13 protein-coding genes, 14 tRNA genes and 3 rRNA genes are annotated in these 20,566 nt (G+C 37.3%); 26 read left to right on the top strand and 4 right to left on the bottom strand.

All coding sequences use genetic code 11. The features are described 5' to 3' along the window. The first annotated feature begins 80 nt into the window (after positions 1 to 80). The gene (locus tag EKH84_RS19970) at positions 81 to 395 is read left to right on the top strand and encodes a hypothetical protein (protein ID WP_013658315.1); all 315 of its coding nucleotides are present in this window, start codon (positions 81 to 83) and stop codon (positions 393 to 395) included. Positions 396 to 467: 72 nt separating this feature from the next. On the opposite strand, the gene feoB is transcribed toward EKH84_RS19970, so the two are convergent. Beyond that, positions 468 to 2,480, bottom strand: a complete 2,013-nt coding sequence (gene feoB, locus EKH84_RS19965; RefSeq protein WP_127067644.1) for a ferrous iron transport protein B — start codon at positions 2,478 to 2,480, stop codon at positions 468 to 470. A gap of 143 nt (positions 2,481 to 2,623) precedes the next feature. Continuing rightward, positions 2,624 to 2,848 carry a FeoA family protein gene (locus EKH84_RS19960; protein WP_127067643.1) on the bottom strand — a complete coding sequence of 75 codons (225 nt, stop codon included), beginning with the start codon at positions 2,846 to 2,848 and terminating at the stop codon, positions 2,624 to 2,626. Between the two features lie 167 nt (positions 2,849 to 3,015). On the opposite strand from EKH84_RS19960, the gene EKH84_RS19955 reads away from it, so the two are divergent. The 5 genes from EKH84_RS19955 (at position 3,016) to EKH84_RS19935 (ending at position 7,447) form a co-directional block, all read left to right on the top strand. Continuing rightward, complete coding sequence (locus tag EKH84_RS19955; RefSeq protein WP_127067642.1) at positions 3,016 to 3,927, top strand: ribonuclease Z; 912 nt, start codon at positions 3,016 to 3,018, stop codon at positions 3,925 to 3,927. Positions 3,928 to 3,947: 20 nt separating this feature from the next. Further along, the gene (locus tag EKH84_RS19950; protein WP_127067641.1) at positions 3,948 to 4,532 is read left to right on the top strand and encodes a DUF6715 family protein; all 585 of its coding nucleotides are present in this window, start codon (positions 3,948 to 3,950) and stop codon (positions 4,530 to 4,532) included. 20 nt (positions 4,533 to 4,552) lie between these two features. Further along, positions 4,553 to 5,569: a tRNA (adenosine(37)-N6)-threonylcarbamoyltransferase complex transferase subunit TsaD gene (gene tsaD, locus EKH84_RS19945; RefSeq protein WP_127067640.1), complete on the top strand. Its 1,017-nt coding sequence runs from the start codon at positions 4,553 to 4,555 to the stop codon at positions 5,567 to 5,569. A gap of 21 nt (positions 5,570 to 5,590) precedes the next feature. Then, positions 5,591 to 6,646 carry a PIN/TRAM domain-containing protein gene (locus EKH84_RS19940; protein ID WP_013658309.1) on the top strand — a complete coding sequence of 352 codons (1,056 nt, stop codon included), beginning with the start codon at positions 5,591 to 5,593 and terminating at the stop codon, positions 6,644 to 6,646. 435 nt (positions 6,647 to 7,081) lie between these two features. Next, on the top strand, positions 7,082 to 7,447 hold the full coding sequence (locus EKH84_RS19935) for a VanZ family protein (protein WP_013658308.1): 366 nt from the start codon (positions 7,082 to 7,084) through the stop codon (positions 7,445 to 7,447). A gap of 300 nt (positions 7,448 to 7,747) precedes the next feature. Here the strand turns inward: EKH84_RS19935 and EKH84_RS19930 are convergent, their stop codons facing one another. After that, complete coding sequence (locus EKH84_RS19930; protein WP_127067639.1) at positions 7,748 to 9,070, bottom strand: APC family permease; 1,323 nt, start codon at positions 9,068 to 9,070, stop codon at positions 7,748 to 7,750. Positions 9,071 to 9,250: 180 nt separating this feature from the next. Between EKH84_RS19930 and ispD the strand changes: the two genes are divergently transcribed. The 20 genes from ispD to EKH84_RS19830 all read left to right on the top strand — a co-directional run bounded on the left by ispD (position 9,251) and on the right by EKH84_RS19830 (position 19,622). Then, complete coding sequence (gene ispD / locus EKH84_RS19925; RefSeq protein WP_013658306.1) at positions 9,251 to 9,949, top strand: 2-C-methyl-D-erythritol 4-phosphate cytidylyltransferase; 699 nt, start codon at positions 9,251 to 9,253, stop codon at positions 9,947 to 9,949. A 267-nt stretch (positions 9,950 to 10,216) separates the two neighbouring features. Continuing rightward, a tRNA-Ser gene (locus EKH84_RS19920) sits at positions 10,217 to 10,302 on the top strand. A 33-nt stretch (positions 10,303 to 10,335) separates the two neighbouring features. Further along, positions 10,336 to 10,424: transfer RNA gene (locus EKH84_RS19915), tRNA-Ser, on the top strand. A gap of 151 nt (positions 10,425 to 10,575) precedes the next feature. Continuing rightward, positions 10,576 to 12,099: ribosomal RNA gene (locus EKH84_RS19910) — 16S ribosomal RNA — on the top strand. A gap of 145 nt (positions 12,100 to 12,244) precedes the next feature. Further along, positions 12,245 to 12,362: ribosomal RNA gene (gene rrf, locus EKH84_RS19905) — 5S ribosomal RNA — on the top strand. Between the two features lie 5 nt (positions 12,363 to 12,367). Continuing rightward, positions 12,368 to 12,441, top strand: a tRNA-Ile gene (locus tag EKH84_RS19900). Between the two features lie 53 nt (positions 12,442 to 12,494). Then, a tRNA-Ala gene (locus tag EKH84_RS19895) sits at positions 12,495 to 12,567 on the top strand. A gap of 232 nt (positions 12,568 to 12,799) precedes the next feature. Continuing rightward, positions 12,800 to 15,700: ribosomal RNA gene (locus EKH84_RS19890) — 23S ribosomal RNA — on the top strand. The 16S, 23S and 5S rRNA genes sit together here with 14 tRNA genes alongside, the layout of an rRNA operon. A gap of 112 nt (positions 15,701 to 15,812) precedes the next feature. Beyond that, positions 15,813 to 15,884: transfer RNA gene (locus EKH84_RS19885), tRNA-Asn, on the top strand. A gap of 9 nt (positions 15,885 to 15,893) precedes the next feature. Next, a tRNA-Glu gene (locus tag EKH84_RS19880) sits at positions 15,894 to 15,965 on the top strand. A 14-nt stretch (positions 15,966 to 15,979) separates the two neighbouring features. Next, positions 15,980 to 16,052: transfer RNA gene (locus tag EKH84_RS19875), tRNA-Thr, on the top strand. Positions 16,053 to 16,075: 23 nt separating this feature from the next. After that, positions 16,076 to 16,149: transfer RNA gene (locus EKH84_RS19870), tRNA-Ile, on the top strand. Between the two features lie 29 nt (positions 16,150 to 16,178). After that, positions 16,179 to 16,252 (top strand) — tRNA-Asp (locus tag EKH84_RS19865). A gap of 47 nt (positions 16,253 to 16,299) precedes the next feature. Continuing rightward, positions 16,300 to 16,372, top strand: a tRNA-Val gene (locus EKH84_RS19860). 6 nt (positions 16,373 to 16,378) lie between these two features. After that, positions 16,379 to 16,462: transfer RNA gene (locus EKH84_RS19855), tRNA-Leu, on the top strand. A 27-nt stretch (positions 16,463 to 16,489) separates the two neighbouring features. Further along, positions 16,490 to 16,563 (top strand) — tRNA-Arg (locus EKH84_RS19850). Positions 16,564 to 16,613: 50 nt separating this feature from the next. Then, a tRNA-Arg gene (locus EKH84_RS19845) sits at positions 16,614 to 16,687 on the top strand. Positions 16,688 to 16,691: 4 nt separating this feature from the next. Beyond that, a tRNA-Thr gene (locus EKH84_RS19840) sits at positions 16,692 to 16,764 on the top strand. A gap of 617 nt (positions 16,765 to 17,381) precedes the next feature. Then, a complete protein-coding gene (locus EKH84_RS19835) occupies positions 17,382 to 18,458 on the top strand; it encodes a DUF6709 family protein (protein ID WP_127067638.1) in 1,077 nt (358 codons plus the stop codon). A gap of 141 nt (positions 18,459 to 18,599) precedes the next feature. After that, positions 18,600 to 19,622: a hypothetical protein gene (locus EKH84_RS19830; RefSeq protein WP_127067637.1), complete on the top strand. Its 1,023-nt coding sequence runs from the start codon at positions 18,600 to 18,602 to the stop codon at positions 19,620 to 19,622. A gap of 133 nt (positions 19,623 to 19,755) precedes the next feature. On the opposite strand, the gene EKH84_RS19825 is transcribed toward EKH84_RS19830, so the two are convergent. Continuing rightward, positions 19,756 to 20,520, bottom strand: a complete 765-nt coding sequence (locus tag EKH84_RS19825; RefSeq protein WP_127067636.1) for a DUF6062 family protein — start codon at positions 20,518 to 20,520, stop codon at positions 19,756 to 19,758. Positions 20,521 to 20,566 lie beyond the last annotated feature (46 nt).

Genomic DNA, 20,566 nt, shown 5'->3' with positions numbered 1-20,566 from the left:
CTATATACTTACAATATGTTACAGTATATAATTGGAATAGGGGTTATTAGCCGCAGATTTACAAAGGGGGTGCCAGAGTATTGGAACAACATAAAGGGGCAAGACAATATTCACACGGAGAGGTGTATTGTAATTGTTGCGGTGAGCTAATCACTAATAGAGAGCGTACAAATCAGCATAGAGACTATTTACACGTTGAAAAAGCGTGGGGGTATTTTTCATCAAAAGATTTGGCAGGACATTCTTTTAATATTTGTGAGAATTGCTATGATAGATGGTTAGAAAGTTTTCGTATTCCAGTGGAAGAGTTTCCGGTGGATGAGATTCCTAATTATTCAGAAGATGAAATCGCGCAGTTAAATGAAGCTTATGCGGCAGAAGTTTGTAAAGGATAAGTAAAAATAGACGTATAAAGATTAATTAATCTTTATACGTCTATTTTTATAATTATTAGTACTATTCAAGTTTTAGAAGAATAAGTTTCCTACGGTATAAAAGATAAAGGCTACTCCCCATGCGATGAGTAGTTGATAACTAATAGCAAACCACATCCATTTTAAGCTATTAGTTTCTCGTTTAATAGCGCCTAAGGTACCTACACAAGGGACATAAAGTAAGGTAAAGATAAGGAAGCAATAAGCACTAAGTGGTGAAAAAGAGCTAGCTAGTGCATCATGAAAGACTGTAGCGCTTGTGCTTGCACCTAAACCATAGACGATAGCCATATTAGAAACAACAATTTCTTTACCTACTACACCGGCAATAAGAGATAAGGCAGCTTGCCAATTACCAAACCCAAGAGGTGCAAATACTGGTGCAATGATTCTGCCGATAGAAGCACCAAGGCTGTTGGACATATCTGTAGGACCAGTAAAGTTGAAATTTAAAATAAACCAAAGAATTATAGAAGCTACAAAGATAGTTGTACCAGCTTTTATAAGGAAGCCTCTTACCTTTTCCCATACTTGAGTAGCAATATGTTTAATGCTTGGTAAATGATAAGGGGGTAATTCCATGATAAAGGGCATGCTGTCTGATTTAAATAATGTCTTTTTAAAGATAAAAGCGACTAAAAGTCCGATTAATATACCTATAAAATATAAGGAAAATATAACAATGGCTTCTTTACCAGGAAAGAAAGCAGAGGCAAACAGGGTGAAGATAGGAAGTCTAGCACTACAAGAAAAGAATGGATTAATTAAAATAGAAGTCATTCGATCCTTTTCATCTTCAATTGTACGTGTTCCCATAATGGCAGGTACATTACATCCAAAGCCTAATAGCATAGGAATAATAGATTTTCCATTAAGACCAAGCTTTCTCATAAGCTCATCCATAATAAAGGCAACACGTGCCATATAGCCTGTATCCTCTAAAATTGTTAGTGCAATGAATAAACAAGCAATATTCGGCAAGAATGTAAGTACACCAAATACACCATTTAAGGCACCATCTATAATAAGTGCTCTAAGCCAATCAGCTACATTTAATGCTACAAGCCCGTTATTACATAAATCCAATATATGCCCAAACACTGTATCGAATAAGTCAGTTAAAGGATTTCCAACTAAATTAAAGGTAAAGTAAAAGACAGCGAACATAACAGCAGCAAAAATAGGAATGCCCAGAAAACGATGAGTGACAAAGTGGTCTATTTTATTAGTGAAAGAAGTCTGCTCATGAGCATCTGAACTCATAACCTTTGAAATAATAGAGGAAATATGTTCATATTTACTATCTGTAATAGATTCACGAATAGCTTCGATTTCTTCTGTTTGTAATAAGGTTTGTAACTCGTCATGATGTTCACCAGGAACTAAATCGAGGGCCCTTTCATCACCTTCTAGAAGTTTTAAAGCAATCCATCTAGCAGGCACCTTTAAAGAATGGTCTTCTAGTAAATGAATAGTTTCTGAAAGAGTAGCTTCAATTGAAGCTAGATAAGGCACATGATAAGCCGTAGAATCTACTTTAGAAGCAGTAACTAAAGCCGCGGTGAGTTCTTTAAGTCCCACTTTTTTAGAAGCTACAATTGGAATAATAGGTATACCTAAGAGGCTAGTAAGCATTTCAGTATTAATTTTCAATCCTTTTGCAGTGGCTAAATCCATCATATTGAGAGCCATAACTACAGGCTTTCCTAGTTCTAGGAGCTGAAGAGTTAAGTAAAGATTTCTTTCAAGATTAGAGGCATCCACTAAATTCAAAATAACATCTGGATTTTCCTTTACAATATAATCTCTGGCAATACTTTCATCTAAAGAGAAGGCAGATAGGCTATAGGTACCAGGTAGATCTACTAGATTGATAGATACAGAAGTATGCTCAGCAGCTTGGTAATAAAAATGACCTTCTTTTTTCTCTACAGTTACACCAGCCCAGTTACCTACTGTATAGTGGGAGCCTGTAAGTGCGTTAAATAAAGTAGTCTTGCCTATATTAGGGTTACCAGCAAGAGCTACTGTTAAATGATTAGTCATAAAAATCCTCCCAAGGATAAAAATAATTAAATCTCTATAATAATATTTTTTAGAAAGATAAAGCTTTTGATAAATAATAATCACTTTGATAATAAAATCTCTATAAAGTATATAAGCACTACTAGTAAACTAGTAGTACTTCTTTAAGCGATTAGTATATATTTGGCATCCTCTTTACGAATACACAGGCTATAACCTTTTAGTGAAATTTGAATAGGATTACCTAGAGGTGCTAATTTTTCGATTGCTACTTGACTTCCTTTTACAAGTCCCATATCCATAAAGCGTTGTTTGATAGGAAGAGGTGCAGTGATACTTGTAATAGTAGCTTTTTCTCCGAGCTTTAAATCTGATAGTGCTTTACTCATACAAATTCCCCCCTATACTATTTTAAGATAATTTTAGTATAGTTAAAATGAAAATGTTTGTCAATGAGGAACGATAATTGATATCTGAAAAGTAAAAAAGCAGATATGATTGTAAGAAAACCTATAAAAGGATATAATAACATTATTAAAAGAAAGGAATTAAAATTATGTTAGACATTTGTTTACTTGGAACAGGCGGGATGTTACCGCTTCCTGATCGCTACCTAACAGCAATGTTAGCTAGGTTTAATGGAAGGAAGCTACTTATAGATTGTGGTGAAGGAACTCAAGTTACGATGCGTATGCTAGGCTGGGGATATAAGACGTTAGATGTTATTTGTTTCACACATTATCATGGTGATCATGTAACAGGGTTACCAGGCTTATTATTAACTATCAATAATACAGGAAGAACTGAGCCACTTACGATTATTGGACCACCAGGACTTAGAAAAGTAGTAGAAGGTTTGACAGTAGTTTCTAAGGACATAGCATTTGACCTCGAACTTATAGAACTACCTTATGAAAAACAAACCTTAAAAATTGGTGAATTTGTTATTACAGCACTTCCAGTGCCACACAATGTAAAATGCTTTGCTTATACAATTGAGAATTATCGTTTACCTAAATTTATGGTAGAAAAAGCAAAAGCCAATAATGTTCCTCAAAAATACTGGAAAAGACTACAACAAGGTGAAGAAGTTAAAGTTGGAGATGACTATTATACACCTGATTTAGTCTTAGGAGATAAAAGAAAGGGCATTAAGGTATCATATAGTACAGATTGTAGGCCGATACAAGAATTAGAAGAACTCATTCAGGAATCAGACTTATTTATTTGTGAGGGAATGTATACTGATGATAGTTATTTAGCTCAAGTGAAAAAGCATAAACATATGTTAGCATCAGAGGCGGCAGAGTTAGCAAAAAAAGCGAGAGTAAAAACTTTATGGCTTACTCATTTTAGTCCGGCCTTACCACAGTCTTATATTAATATAGATAAGGTAAAAGAAATCTTCCCAAACACTGTAGCAGGTTATGACCGAATGACAACAACTATTGACTTTACGGAAGAATAGTAGTTGAAAGGAGAGGTTGTATGAAAAAAATAATAGCAGTATTAGTAATGGGAGTTATTATAGGTATATATTGTTTAAGTTTAAGAAATGCAGGGCAGGAAAAAAAAGTAGTAAGTACATCTGCATCTGTTACAGAAAAGCTTCAAACAATAACACAAGAATTAGAAGACAGTTATCCTAGTACACCTAAAGAAGTAGTAGAAAAGCATAATGAATTAATGCGTATTGGATATAGCTCAGATATAAAGGATGAAGAGTTGACTGCATATGCAGAAGCTTTAAGAATGCTATATACTAAACGCCTTCAAGAAGTAAACCCTATAGAAACTCAAGTGAGTGGTCTAATTGCTGAGAGATTAGAAAATGAAGATAAACCACTTATTATGATTAATAGTGAGATTATGGATGTAACAATCATTAAGGATTCTGACGATAGCCAAAATGATTCTGCTGGAGTTGTGGTGAAACATGGAACTAATAAAGGTAATATTACTAAAGAGTATAGTTTAGTTAAAGAAGACGGAATGTGGAAAATCCAATCATGGGAAACTCAGAAAAGTGAGGAGGATTCTACTCAAAGTCAAACAACATCAAATAATGAATAAGCCAACGTGGAGGAATAAACATGAAGGATTTAACAATACTTGCTATTGAAACATCCTGTGATGAGACATCGGTAGCAGTTGTAAGAAATGGTCGTGAGGTATTAGCTAACACTATTTCTACACAGATTGCTTTACATGAACAATATGGCGGTGTTGTACCAGAGATTGCTTCAAGAATGCATGTAGAAAAAATTAACTTAGTTATAAAAGAAGCTTTAAAAACAGCAGGTCTAGCACTAGACGATATAGACGTTGTAGGTGTTACGTATGGACCAGGATTAGTAGGAGCACTATTAGTGGGAGTTATGGCTGCTAAGTCTATTGCTTTTGCAAAAAGTAAACCTTTAGTTGGGGTACATCATATAGAAGGGCATATAGCAGCGAATTATATTGCACATCCAGAATTAGAACCACCATTTCTGTGTTTAGTAGTATCAGGTGGGCATACACATTTGGTACATGTGAAAGATTATACTACTTACGAAATTATGGGACGTACAAGAGATGATGCCGCAGGTGAAGCTTATGATAAAGTAGCTAGAGCTATGGGTCTGAGCTATCCAGGTGGCCCAAAGATTGACAAGCTTGCAAAAGAAGGAAATAAAGAAGCTATTAAATTTCCTAGAGCAATGCAAGATGGGAGTTATGATTTTAGCTTCAGTGGTTTAAAATCTGCAGTGCTTAATTATATTAATGGTTGTAAAATGAAAGATGAACCTATCAATGTAGCCGATGTAGCAGCAGCATTCCAAGCTAGTGTAACGGATGTACTAGTGGGAAAGACATTACAATTAGCAGAAGAAAAAAATATACCTAAGATTGCTTTGGCAGGTGGAGTTGCAGCAAATCAAGGCCTAAGAGAAGCTATGCAGAAAGCCTGTGATGAGAAGGGTAAAAAATTATATTATCCAGAGCTCATACTTTGTACAGATAATGCGGCTATGATAGGGTGTGCAGCTTATTATGAATATTTAAAAGGGACAAGAGCAGATATGAGTCTGAATGCAGTACCTAACTTGCCTATTGGTGGAAGATAATCCTACAGAAAGGAGATTGCAATGAAAAATATTCTGAGAATATTATTATCAGGATTAATAGCAGGATTGATAACCGCAGGAACAATGCATTTAGAGCTAATAGGTATTATTCCAACAACAATAGAAGGAACACTTAATAGTATTTATATTAATAAGGAACTTATTATTTTTATTTTATCATTTGCACTTATGTTTTTTTCTTTAAGTATTCCTTTAGCACGCCGATTAGCTAGTAAGCTAGAAGATACATTAAGTAGGTACCCAATGCAAGAAATTTTAATGTATATTATAGGCCTAGGCATTGGATTATATGTAGCTAGCTTAACAAGTAATGCTTTTAAAATGGAAAGAGATAATCTAGTAAGCCAAATATTTATTTTATTATTATATATAGGTTTGGGATGCTTTGGAATTTATTTGGTTCACTTGAAAAAAGGTGAAATCAAGGGCTGGATTAGTAAAACTGGTGATATTTTAACTCATTGTCAACCTAAAATATTAGATACTAGTGTCATCATTGATGGGCGCATTTTAGATATTATGAGTACTGGATTTATTGAAGGGAAAGTCATCATACCTTCATTTGTGTTAGATGAACTAAGACATATTGCTGATTCCTCAGATTCTCTTAAACGAAATAGGGGAAGAAGAGGTCTTGACATTTTAAATGAACTGAAAAGCGCACGTATAGCGGCGGTTGAGGTTATGGAGATTGACTATCCAGAATTGCAAGAAGTAGACAGTAAACTTTTAAAATTAGCCAATGAAATTCAAGGCAAGATTGTAACTAATGATTTTAACCTTAATAAAGTAGCAAAACTTCAAAAAGTACAAGTACTTAACATTAATGATTTAGCAAATGCCATTAAGCAAGTTGTGTTACCTAATGAGGAAATGAAAGTTTTGGTAGTAAAAGAAGGAAAAGAACAAGAACAAGGTTTAGCATATTTGAATGATGGTACAATGATTGTCATAGAAAATGGTAGAAAATATGTAGGGTCTACTATTAAAGTAATAGTAAGTACTGTATTACAAACCTCAGCGGGGCGAATGATTTTTGCTAAAGTTGAAGAGTAAGCTATAGATCAATCTATATAACAAATTAGAGCAGTTTATATAAAAGTTTACACTCAGATAGAAACAATGCATCTTAGACTAGATAAACGGATTAATTCACAATAGGCAAATAAAAGGGTAAGGCAGTAGGCTGAAATCAAGCTTAATACCATTACCCTTTTTATATGTTACTGAGATTAAAATACTAGCGTCTATTATAGTTAGCATCAACACAATGATTGGAACTAAGAGAGAAGAGCTGAGAGATAAGAGATAAGGGATAAGGGATAAGGGATAAAAGCTAAAAAGTAAGAGATAAAAGGAAAGAAATAAAGATAGAGAATAAGCAGAAGATACGGGTAAGATAATTCAAAGAACAAAAGAATAAGTTAAACAAAGAATAAAGTTAATACCATATCATAGAATTTGCAAAGTCTAAAATGTAAGGAGAATATGATGAATCATATAAAAAATTATAAGTTTACAGTACTATCAATCATACTTATTTTAATAGCAGTGTTAATGCCGGCTGATGATGTGCCATCTGTAAGTATTCCTCATATTGATAAACTAGTTCATGCAGGAATGTTTGGATTTTTAACACTCTGTTTTTATGGAGAGTATTTTTTTGAGAAGAGAAAAATACCATCCATACTTTTGCCATGGATCTTAATAGAAATATTTGCTATTATTACGGAACTACTACAATACTTAGTAGAAGGGCGCTCCTGTGACATAAAAGATTTTTTAGCAGATACAATAGGTAGTATTATAGTAATAGTTATAATAAGATATTTTTATGGAAAAAAAGTAAAAGGGTAAGCAATTTAAAATTAATAATACTTCTAAGGTCACTATTTCTGTTGTTCTAATAAGAGAACATAGAAGTATATCACACCTTTTATACCTAAAAACATATAGATGGAATTAAAATAATCATAAGCTGAATAATGATTATAGAAAAATTCAAAGGATAGCTACAAGTCAAAGTAGTATTTAACAGGATTCAAATAAATCAGGTTTTAAATAAAAATAAGCCTTCTGAAATACTTAATATTTCAGAAGGCTTATTTCGCTTAATGAATGAAACCTATATCATTTTATAGGGTGCTATAAATACTCTTAGGCAACAGATTTTTTCCAGAATCTATAAGCAATAATAAGTATAATACTGCAGAATGAAATATAGAAAATAAATAAAGGATTTTGCATCCCTACATATAAAATAATAAGTGATCCTAAAATAGCAAATATAGGGTTAACTTTCCCCTTCCAAAAGCTTTTGATTTCACCTTTAATACCTAAACGAAGCACATGCACATATAAAAGAATAAATAGAACATAATTAAGTGTAGTAGATATTTCAGAAACATCAGATCCACCTAATATATTAAATTTAGTAGTAATATAATGCATAGCTAACCAAAACAAGGTGATGCCTAGGGCAATTAGATATGAATATAATGGAATGCCTAACCTTTTACTTATTGAAGAAACCTTTTTTGCATTAGGGAACATATTACGAATTGCTAATGAATACGGTAGGCGACTAAGTCCCATAGTTAATCCATTGGCAGTCCCAGCTACAGAAATAATAACAAAAATAATCAACGCTTTAGCGCTCCATGGACCAAATAATTGGGTTGCAACTAATTCTACGTGAGCATCTTTAGTGGCAATAATTGTTTCAGGACCTAAATAAATACTAATGCCAATAAAATAAAGTAGGTACATAATTAGTACAAGGAGAGGAGAAAATATTAATGCAATAGGAATATTTCTTTTTGCATTTTTAACCTCATGAGAAATAGCAGTTGATACAATCCAACCATCAAAAGCAAAAACAATAGGAATAAGCGCGCTAAGCCAAGTAGCAGACTGAAATTCTGGGGTTGTAATTTCTATAGCAGAACTTGGATCACCAAATATAAAACCGGCTATACCAATTAGTAATAGAGGAATAAGTTTGATGAAAGTAGCTACATTTTGGCAAAGTCCAGCAAGTTTTGCGGAAAGTATGTTGATTAAAAAGATGATAAGTGTAGCAATTAAGCCAATAAGTATTTGTAACTCTAAAGTAGCGCTTAAGCCAAATAAGATACAAGTATAAATACCTACAACATAGCATACAACAGCAATAAGTGTAGGATAGTATAAAAAGACTTGAAACCAACCCAAAGCACAAGCGATACCACCATTATAGGCATCTTCAGCATAACTTATAGGGCCACCTGGTTTATCTGTGCGAGCCGCTAATTCTGCTACAGTTAGACTGCCAAAAATGATACTAATAGCAGCAATACAGAATGCTAATGCACCTAAAAAAATGTTACCATTAGTAGCTACTAAGATATCATCACTTTTAAAGAAAATACCCGAGCCGATAACAACGCCTACAATCATAGTAATGCAGGTCAAAAGACCATATTTGTTTTTTGATGTCATGTAAATCCTCCCTTTGTTGTCATAAGTCAATAACAAATAATAAATCAATTATATAGGTAAGAATAGATATTAACAACGATTTTTTTTGTATTTACAAAATTAGATGAGTGAAAATATAATAAAGATTAAATGAGGGTATATATAAAGTAAATTATGTTATATAAAGGAGAAGACAGAAGGATGGAGAAAGTAACGGCAATTATAGTAGCTGGCGGTAGTGGCAAACGTATGGGAATGTCGATAAAGAAACAATATATTTTATTAAGCAATAAAGAAGTGTTAGCGCATACAATAGAGGCATTTGATAAATGTGAGCTAATTCAAGAAATCATTCTAGTAGTGTCAGAGGATGAGATTAACAAAGTGAAAAAGGATATTGTAGAGAAGTATTCTTTTAATAAAGTAAGGAAAATTGTATCGGGAGGAACAGAAAGACAGGATTCTGTATATAATGGATTATTGGCAACGTCTAATGATACTAAATATGTCATGATTCATGATGGAGCGAGACCATTCATTAAAGAAAAGATAATACGAGAAGCTTTGAAATTAACAATAGAAAAAGAAGCAACAGTTGTAGCTGTTCCTGTAAAAGATACAATTAAAGTTGTAGATAATAAAAAGCAAATGGTGATAGATACGCCTAATCGTACTACTCTATGGTCTATACAAACGCCACAAAGCTTTTCAAAGGAATTATTATTAAAAGCATATGCATATGCCAAAAGCGAAAATCTAGCAGTAACAGATGATAGTATGTTAGTTGAAGCGTATGGAAAAGCAGTATATATTGTTCAGGGAGATTATACGAATATAAAAATTACAACACCAGAAGATTTAATAATAGGAGAAGCAGTGTTAAAAAATCAAAAGGGGTAATACGATAAGGAAAAATAGATTAATTGGAAGGAAAAGTAATAATACAATAAGAATAATATGAGAATTCACAGGAAGCGAAGACTACTAAAAAAAGGAATAAAAAATACTAAAAAAGTGTTGACCTATGACAAATGCTATGATATATTAAATAAGCACTAACGACGAGGCAATGTTTATAGAAGAAATGAGTTGAATAAATATTGACAAGATAAAATGAGTAGTGTAGAATTTATTAGGTCGGCTAAGGTCGAAATGATAATGAAATATGGAGAGATGGTCGAGTTGGTTTAAGGCACCGGTCTTGAAAACCGGCGAGGGTAACACCTCCCTGGGTTCGAATCCCAGTCTCTCCGTTAATCTTGTTTTTTATAGTGGAGAAGCACTATGGAGAAGTACCCAAGTGGCCGAAGGGGCTCCCCTGGAAAGGGAGTAGGTCGTTAATAGCGGCGCGAGGGTTCAAATCCCTCCTTCTCCGTTGTTTAAATTACAAGGTTGAAAATGAACTTTGAAAACAAAATAGTAACTATAAACCAGTCGATTCATTACGTCTCTAATAAGAGATGAGAATCAGTACAACTTGTACTAAGTAAAATAGTCAGTAGTAGAGATACTACACGGACAAACTTTTATATGAGAGTTTGATCCTGGCTCAGGATGAACGCTGGCGGCGTGCTTAACACATGCAAGTCGAACGAAGTGATAGGAGCTTGCTCCTAGAACTTAGTGGCGGACGGGTGAGTAACGCGTGGGTAACCTGCCCTATGCAGGGGGATAACGTTTGGAAACGAACGCTAATACCGCATAAACTATCGGTAATCGCATGATTATTATAGTAAAGATTTATCGGCATAGGATGGACCCGCGTTGGATTAGCTAGTTGGTGAGATAACAGCCCACCAAGGCGACGATCCATAGCCGGCCTGAGAGGGTGAACGGCCACATTGGGACTGAGACACGGCCCAAACTCCTACGGGAGGCAGCAGTGGGGAATATTGCACAATGGGCGCAAGCCTGATGCAGCGACGCCGCGTGAAGGAAGAAGGTCTTCGGATTGTAAACTTCTATCAGCAGGGAAGAAAAAATGACGGTACCTGACTAAGAAGCTCCGGCTAACTACGTGCCAGCAGCCGCGGTAATACGTAGGGAGCGAGCGTTATCCGGATTTACTGGGTGTAAAGGGTGCGTAGGCGGTTTGTTAAGTCAGAAGTGAAATTTAGGGCTCAACCTCTAAGCTGCTTCTGAAACTGATGAACTAGAGTGTGGGAGAGGAAAGTGGAATTCCGAGTGTAGCGGTGAAATGCGTAGAGATTCGGAGGAACACCAGTAGCGAAGGCGGCTTTCTGGACCATAACTGACGCTGAGGCACGAAAGCGTGGGGAGCAAACAGGATTAGATACCCTGGTAGTCCACGCTGTAAACGATGAATGCTAGGTGTCGGGGCTTACGGGTCTCGGTGCCGAAGTTAACACATTAAGCATTCCACCTGGGAAGTACGATCGCAAGATTGAAACTCAAAGGAATTGACGGGGACCCGCACAAGCGGTGGAGCATGTGGTTTAATTCGAAGCAACGCGAAGAACCTTACCTAAACTTGACATCCTTTTGACTAGAGGGTAATGCCTCTTTCTCTAGCTTGCTAGAGCAGAAGTGACAGGTGGTGCATGGTTGTCGTCAGCTCGTGTCGTGAGATGTTGGGTTAAGTCCCGCAACGAGCGCAACCCCTATCTTTAGTAGCCAGCATTAAGTTGGGCACTCTAGAGAGACTGCCAGGGATAACTTGGAGGAAGGTGGGGATGACGTCAAATCATCATGCCCCTTATGTTTAGGGCTACACACGTGCTACAATGGCTGCTACAAAGGGAAGCGATCTCGCGAGAGTCAGCAAACCTCAAAAAAGCAGTCCCAGTTCGGATTGTAGTCTGCAACTCGACTACATGAAGTTGGAATCGCTAGTAATCGCGAATCAGAATGTCGCGGTGAATACGTTCCCGGGTCTTGTACACACCGCCCGTCACACCATGGGAGTTGGGGGGGCCCAACGCCGGTGACCCAACCCTTCGGGGAGGGAGCCGTCTAAGGCAAAACCAATAACTGGGGTGAAGTCGTAACAAGGTAGCCGTATCGGAAGGTGCGGCTGGATCACCTCCTTTCTAAGGAATAAGAATTGCTGGTTTAATAGTTACTGTTTTGTTTTGAGAGTTCATCGCTAGATGTAACTATCAAAGCACCGAACCGAAGTGAAACGGCGGTGAGGTGTTGCTTAAGATCTAGTGTAAAATTGAATTCTAATAAATTTGTGGTGATGATGCGCTTAGGGGAAACACCCGTTTCCATTCCGAACACGTAGGTTAAGACCTAAGCGGCTGATGGTACTTGTCGGGAGACTGACTGGGAGAGTAAGTGGTTGCCACATTTTATAGGCTCGTAGCTCAGGTGGTTAGAGCGCACGCCTGATAAGCGTGAGGTCGGTGGTTCGAGTCCACTCGGGCCTATTCACTTTTAAGAAGTGATGATAGGATTAACTCAATAATAAAAAACACCATATGGGGGTTTAGCTCAGTTGGGAGAGCACCTGCCTTGCACGCAGGGGGTCAAGGGTTCGAATCCCTTAATCTCCACTGTCCTTACAATAGGACAATTTGTACTTTGAAAACTAAACACAATTTAAAATAGATTTGTAAGTTATAGCAATATAACTTGCGCCTAACGATAAATGTACACGCACATTAGTGCAAAAATGTTTGTCAGGGTGTAAAATCTACAATTTAACCGATAATAAATATTCTTTGTATTCAACGAAAGTTGATTAACAAGGCACAAACGACCGATTAACGAAAGTTAATCATTATAGGTCAAGCTACTAAGAGCGTAGAGTGGATGCCTTGGCACCGAGAGCCGATGAAGGACGTGATAAGCTGCGAAAAGCTACGGGGAGTTGCAAATAAACATTGATCCGTGGATATCCGAATGGGGAAACCTGGCAGAGCAAACCTCTGTCATCCTATAGCCAATCCATAACTATAGGAAGGGAACGAAGGGAACTGAAACATCTAAGTACCTTCAGGAGGAGAAAGAAACATCGATTTCCTAAGTAGCGGCGAGCGAAAGGGAAACAGGCCAAACCAGATTACTTGTAATCTGGGGTTGAGGACTGCGTCATGGCAAGAATGCGGATAGCTGAAGAGTCTGGAAAGTCTCATCAAAGAGGGTGATAATCCCGTAAGCGAAATCCAAGTGAAGCCTAGCAGTATCCAGAGTACCACGAGACACGAGAAACCTTGTGGGAAGCCGGGGGGACCACCCCCCAAGCCTAAATACTCCTCGGTGACCGATAGCGCATAGTACTGTGAAGGAAAGGTGAAAAGAACCCCGGGAGGGGAGTGAAAGAGAACCTGAAACTCTATGTTTACAAGCAGTGGAAGCGCCATATGATGCGCAACCGCGTACTTTTTGTAGAACGGTCCGGCGAGTTACTAGCTGTGGCAAGGTTAAGTACCAGGAGGTACGAAGCCGAAGGGAAACCAAGTCTGAATAGGGCGCCAAAATAGTCATTGTTAGTAGACCCGAAACCGGGTGACCTACCCATGTGCAGGATGAAGTTACCGTAAAAGGTAATGGAGGTCCGAACTCACATCTGTTGAAAAAGGTGGAGATGACGTGTGGGTAGCGGAGAAATTCCAATCGAACCCGGAGATAGCTGGTTCTCCTCGAAATAGCTTTAGGGCTAGCGTTGATAGGAGTCTAATGGAGGTAAAGCACTGAATTGCCTAGGGGGCCCACAAGCTTACCGAAGCATATCAAACTAAGAATGCCATCAAGATACCGTCAGCAGTCAGACTACGAGTGATAAGACACGTGGTCAAAAGGAAAACAGTCCAGACCATCAGCTAAGGTCCCCAAGTGTGTGTTAAGTGGAAAAGGATGTGAGATTTCGAAGACAACTAGGATGTTGGCTTAGAAGCAGCCACTCATTCAAAGAGTGCGTAATAGCTCACTAGTCGAGAGATCTTGCGCCGAAAATGTCCGGGGCTAAAACACACCACCGAAGCTATGGAATTCACAATAGTGGATTGGTAGAGGAGCGTTGTAACGACGCAGAAGCAGTACCGTAAGGAGCTGTGGAGTAATTACAAGTGAGAATGCCGGAATGAGTAGCGAGATACAAGTGAGAATCTTGTAGGCCGAATATCCAAGGTTTCCAGAGTAAAGCTGATCTGCTCTGGGTAAGTCGGGACCTAAGGCGAGGACGAAAGTCGTAGTCGATGGACAACTGGTTCATATTCCAGTACTACCTATTATCAGAACTGCAGGGACGCAGGAGGATAAGCAAACCCAGGAATGGTATCCTGGGCCAAGCACAAAGTCGCACCTAATAGGCAAATCCGTTAGGCGAGGATGAAGTATGATGGGGATCGAAATAAAAGTAGAGAAGTTGCTGAATCCACACTGCCGAGAAAAGCTGCTATTGCGTGATAGGTACCCGTACCGTAAACCGACACAGGTGGATGAGGAGAGAATCCTAAGGCCGACGGGAGAAGCGTTGTTAAGGAACTCGGCAAAATGACCCCGTAACTTAGGGAGAAGGGGTGCCTACTTAGGTAGGCCGCAGAGAATAGGCCCAAGCAACTGTTTAACAAAAACACAGGTCTTTGCTAAACCGAAAGGTGATGTATAAGGGCTGACGCCTGCCCGGTGCTGGAAGGTTAAGGGGAGAGGTTAGTCTAAGGACGAAGCTTTGAACTTAAGCCCAGTAAACGGCGGCCGTAACTATAACGGTCCTAAGGTAGCGAAATTCCTTGTCAGGTAAGTTCTGACCCGCACGAAAGGCGTAATGATTTGGGCACTGTCTCGACAGCGCACCCGGTGAAATTGTAGTACCAGTGAAGATGCTGGTTACCCGCGACAGGACGGAAAGACCCCGTGGAGCTTTACTGTAGCTTGATACTGAGGTTGGGTATTACATGTACAGGATAGGAGGGAGACTGAGAAATCTGGACGCCAGTCTAGGTGGAGTCGCCGGTGGGATACCTCTCTTGTAATACTTAACTTCTAACCATGGCCCGTTACCCGGGTCTGGGACAATGTCAGGTGGACAGTTTGACTGGGGCGGTCGCCTCCTAAAGAGTAACGGAGGCGCTCAAAGGTAACCTCAGAATGGTCGGAAACCATTCGAAGAGTGCAAAGGCATAAGGTTGCTTGACTGCGACACCGACGGGTGGAGCAGGTACGAAAGTAGGACTTAGTGATCCGGTGGTATGAAAGTGGGATTGCCATCGCTCAACGGATAAAAGCTACCCCGGGGATAACAGGCTTATCTCCCCAAGAGTTCACATCGACGGGGAGGTTTGGCACCTCGATGTCGGCTCATCGCATCCTGGAGCTGAAGCAGGTTCCAAGGGTTGGGCTGTTCGCCCATTAAAGCGGTACGCGAGCTGGGTTCAGAACGTCGTGAGACAGTTCGGTCCCTATCCGTCGTGGGCGCAGGAAATTTGAGTGGAGCTGTCCTTAGTACGAGAGGACCGGGATGGACGGACCACTGGTGCATCTGTTGTCTTACCAAAGGCATAGCAGAGTAGCCAAGTCTGGATCTGATAAACGCTGAAGGCATCTAAGCGTGAAGCAGACCACAAGATAAGATTTCCCATCCGAAAGGAGTAAGACCCCTTAGAGACTATGAGGTAGATAGGTTGGAGCTGTAAGTGTAGTAATACATTGAGGTGACCAATACTAACGGTTCGAGGGTTTGACCTAGATAATAAAGGTTGAATAAAAAATTGTGTTTAGTTTTGGAAGTATAAAGGTGTTGACATAAGTCAATAGATATGATATACTTCATAAGTGCTCAAGAGAGTAAAAGAAATAATCCTCGATAGCTCAGCGGCAGAGCATCCGGCTGTTAACCGGAGGGTCGTAGGTTCGAACCCTACTCGGGGAGTTTAAATAAGGCCCGTTGGTCAAGCGGTCAAGACACCGCCCTTTCACGGCGGTAACACGAGTTCGATTCTCGTACGGGTCATTACATTTTAATATGCCGACGTGGCTCAATTGGCAGAGCAGCTGACTTGTAATCAGCAGGTTATCGGTTCGAGTCCGATCGTCGGCTTGCTACATATAATGTAGTGATATGGACCCTTAGCTCAGTTGGTTAGAGCATCCGGCTCATAACCGGACGGTCCTGGGTTCGAGTCCCCGAGGGTCCATCATAGCTCATTAAAATGTAAGTAAATAAGGCCCAGTGGTACAGTTGGTTAGCACGCCGCCCTGTCACGGCGGAGGTCGAGGGTTCGAGTCCCTTCTGGGTCGTATTAGTTAGTTGTTTTAACTAATAAATAAAAATATGCCATTAATATGGTCGCTTAGCTCAGCTGGGAGAGCACCTGCCTTACAAGCAGGGGGTCATAGGTTCGAGCCCTATAGCGACCATCATATGCCCGAGTGGCGGAACTGGCAGACGCACAGGACTTAAAATCCTGCGAGCTAACCCTCGTACCGGTTCGATTCCGGTCTCGGGCATATTTTTAAGTAATTATCAATAAATAAGTGCGCATAGCTCAGCTGGATAGAGCGTCTGACTACGGATCAGAAGGCCGAGGGTTCGAATCCTTCTGTGCACGTTTTCTATAAGATATTATAGAAGTAAAATAAAATATAAAATTGACATCATGTGCGCATAGCTCAGCTGGATAGAGCGTCTGACTACGGATCAGAAGGCCGAGGGTTCGAATCCTTCTGTGCACGTTTTGCCGACGTGGCTCAATTGGCAGAGCAGCTGACTTGTAATCAGCAGGTTATCGGTTCGAGTCCGATCGTCGGCTTTTTGAATTAGAACACCTTAGGGTGTTTTTTTGTTGTTTGAATTAATATATATCATAGACTATTTATCCAGATATAATAAAGAAGTTTTTGATTGAAGAGTAGTGTATAAGAGGGTAGTTAGAAGCGCTAAAAATGTTTCTAACTACTTTTTTTAGTTATCAATATTGTTGAGACTTTACTTGTAAATGACGGAATTTAAAATAAGTATTATTAATTTTAGAACATCAAAAATATAGTATATATAGAAAGGGGGATATCATGAAACAACTTTATTATTTGGATACTAATGAAATTTATGATAAGTTAAATACTAGTTCTAAGTTATAGAATAGTAGAAGAAAAGTTGAGATAGTTAAAGAGTAGGCTATAGGAATTTAAATACTAGTAGCCTACTTTTTTTGTGATGAAAGACTATATATAGTTTCAAAATGATTACATTAAATATTGATAATATAAAAAAAATAATATATAATTTAAATGACTTAGGAACACTTTAATACTTTTAATGTCTTAAAGGTAGATTATTTAATACATTAAACCTAAATACGATGGAAAGGAGAATTAGGGTTAGATTATTAAAATAGAGGATTTAGAATAAGAAGAAAAGGGGAGAATTATGGAACAAGGGTTGTTAAAGAAGAGTGCAATTAAAAACAATTTAATGTGGATAGTTATTTTGGGAGTGATTTGTGGGGGATTAAGTTTTTTTGGATATCAAAATAAAGATTATTTAAAGTCACTTATAAAACCTATAGTTTTACAACAAGAGGAAAACTACGATGAATACTATGAACAGATGCTACCACCTATTACGAATTTAGATGAATTATATATTTTAAATACCTATTTTTACCTATATGAGCAAGAAACACCTAGTTCTAAAGAAAGAAAAACTGATGGTATATATTTAACGCAGCTAGGTAATAAAATGATTATTTGCGTTTATCCAAGTACCGCAGATGAAGATCCAGATGTATTATTAACTGAAGATATGGTGGGTTATATTAAAAATACAAGTGAAGTAGACCGATATAGTGAATTATTACCAGAGGTAATAAAAGATTTTAACTCATACTATGGAACTGAATTCACTGAGGAAGACTTTGCACCTAAAGTACTATATATGGAGTCAAAGAGCCGTTTAATTGTTAATTATATTGTTACTGGTGCGATTGTAATTTTTGGCTTAGCAATGATAATATATCTTATTAAATATGTTATTTACCTAATCAACTTTAAGGGGATGAAAGGAATAAGGCATCTGAAAAAGTATGGTGAAATAACCAGTGTTATAGATGAAATTGAGAGTGAACAACCCATCTACGCAGGAAAAGGACAAATGATTACAGAGAACTGGATTGTTTCCACTAAGTTAAACACTTGCGCAGTGAAACTTGAGAATATTATATGGGTTTATACGAAGTTAAAAGGCATTAGTGAAGTACAATATTATGCGCTTTATATACATACCAAGGATGGGGACAAGTTTGTAATAAATACCCTAACCGAAATGAATCATACTCAAGTTCTAAACCAGTTAAAAGAAATGATTCCATGGATTTATTATGGTGAAACTAGTCAAACACATAACCTATGGAAAAAGCAAAGACAGATTATGTTAGATGAAATTGAAGCGAATAAGAAAATAATAAGCCTTAATCAAATACAAGATACAGGGATAGAAGAAGTCTAAGAAAAGGATTTATTTCTCAATACATGATCTAATAGACGTATCACTTCAGTTGAAGTAAAATCTTAAGAGAGGGGGAACTATCATCTAGTTCCCCTTATAATATAAAATGTAAAAATATGATTGATGAGTATGAGGAGAAAAATGCAGGCTAAAGGATTAAACAAAGAGATAAGGCAACACTATCTAAAAAGGTTATTGATTTGGTGTGTTTTATTAATAGTAATCTGCATGCAGACTTATCCCAATAGAGAGTATGTAGAATCATTATTAATAGGTGCTGGGGATATTCAGGACTATGACATGAAATTATTTATAAAGGAAGTACCACCTGTTGTAACAGCCAAGGAAATGAGTTTTATTAATACTGGATATGAAATTTATAGTGGGGACAAAGATGGGGAGAATTACAAGGAAAGTACTATTTATTTAGGAGAAATGAAAGGTAAATACATGATATGTATATACGCTAGTACTAGTAGTACAGATCCATCCTATTTAACGGGTAAGAATAAATTTTTAATAATAAAAGAGGCAAACACATTAATTAATTATGAAACGATTTTATTAGGTGTTGTCCGTGATTTGAATGCTATTTATAAAGAAAATGTAACAGAGGCGGATTTTATAAATAAAATAGTATTCATAGAAGAAGAAAAAGGCTTGTTAAGATATCGCTTAGAAGTAGCAGGTTTAATCTGTATAAGTGTTTTTGTGATTTATGAAGTAATAAAATGTTTAGTAGGTGTACTGGGATTACCAAGGATTAAGGGAAGGCATTACATAGGTAAGCAAAGATGGAAAGAGGTTGCTTTAAAAATACAAGAAGAAAAGAGTCTTAGGGAAGATAAGAGGTATAGAATTACAGAGCACTGGTTTATAGGTATCTTCCAAGGTATTGTAGTTATACCAATAGAGAAAATGATATGGATTTATCAAGAAGACTATAGTATTTATATTTATGCTCAGGATGGGAGAAAGTATTGCTTAAGACATTGGAGTAGAAAGCAGATAGAAAAAATGTATAAAGATATGAAAGAAGCATTACCCTGGGTTTATCAAGGAAATACCAAAGACTTACAGTATATTTGGAAAAAGCAACGTATGCAGATGATAGAAGATGTTGAAGAAGGAAAATTAGATTATGATTTAAGTGAGTGGTTATAATCCAATAGACAGAATGAGCGCAGTATATAACTCATTAAAGTCGAATCATTTTAATAGAGCTGGACACTAAATAGTGTACCAGCTCTTATTAGTAATTATTAAATTTAATCAATAACAAGCTTTGTATAAAAGACTATTTTTCTTTAAAAGGAGGATCTTGAACATAAATACCTACGAGTTTTTGAATACCTCTAGGAATAGCATCTTTAGAATTTTTCCAATCAGCATCTTTATTACGATAGTCATATTTATCTATAAACCAGGATAAATCTTCTTCAATACGTTTCAGATTGGTTTGCATCTTATCAAATAAAATACTATAAAATTCAGGTTTAGCTTTGTCAGTAACAAGGGTATCTGATAGAGCCATTAAATCTCCAAAATGAGTAACACAGAAACCTTTACAATCCTTAAAGAGAGCCATAAAATCAGGGCTTGTCTCCATTAAATAGAAGAAAGTATTCATATAGCGGATAAAATTTTTATCAATATAGTCACAAACATAGCAAGTATGATTTTGTTCATTCACCCACTCACTAATAGGATTTCCAGCTAATTCATCCATGGTTTTAGCTTTTTTGAATTTGGCAAACATACTCGTTTTAGTAGGAGAAAAGGCTTCAATTTTCTTTGCTAATTCCTTTTGAAGGGCTACATAATGGGTATGTAACATAAGAGCCATGCCAAGTCGGTTGCCGTAATCATACATTTTCTTATAGTGTTCACTACAAAAGCCCATTTGGTCAGTTGTAGCGCGAATATCATCCTCCATATAAGCACAGCCTAAAATAAAGGAAATGGCATCTTGTTCTAACTTACGTTTTATATAACAAAAAGGACATTCATCCTCTGCATGAAAGGCATCCGTTAGTGGAATGGTATAAATTGTATCTTTCATAGAAAACTCCCTTCTTAGATAAAAAAATAAATAACTCTGTTTTTAT

This window comes from Cellulosilyticum sp. WCF-2 (assembly GCF_003990395.1).
Taxonomy (GTDB): domain Bacteria; phylum Bacillota; class Clostridia; order Lachnospirales; family Cellulosilyticaceae; genus Cellulosilyticum; species Cellulosilyticum lentocellum.
This window is presented reverse-complemented; position numbering and strand designations above follow the sequence as displayed.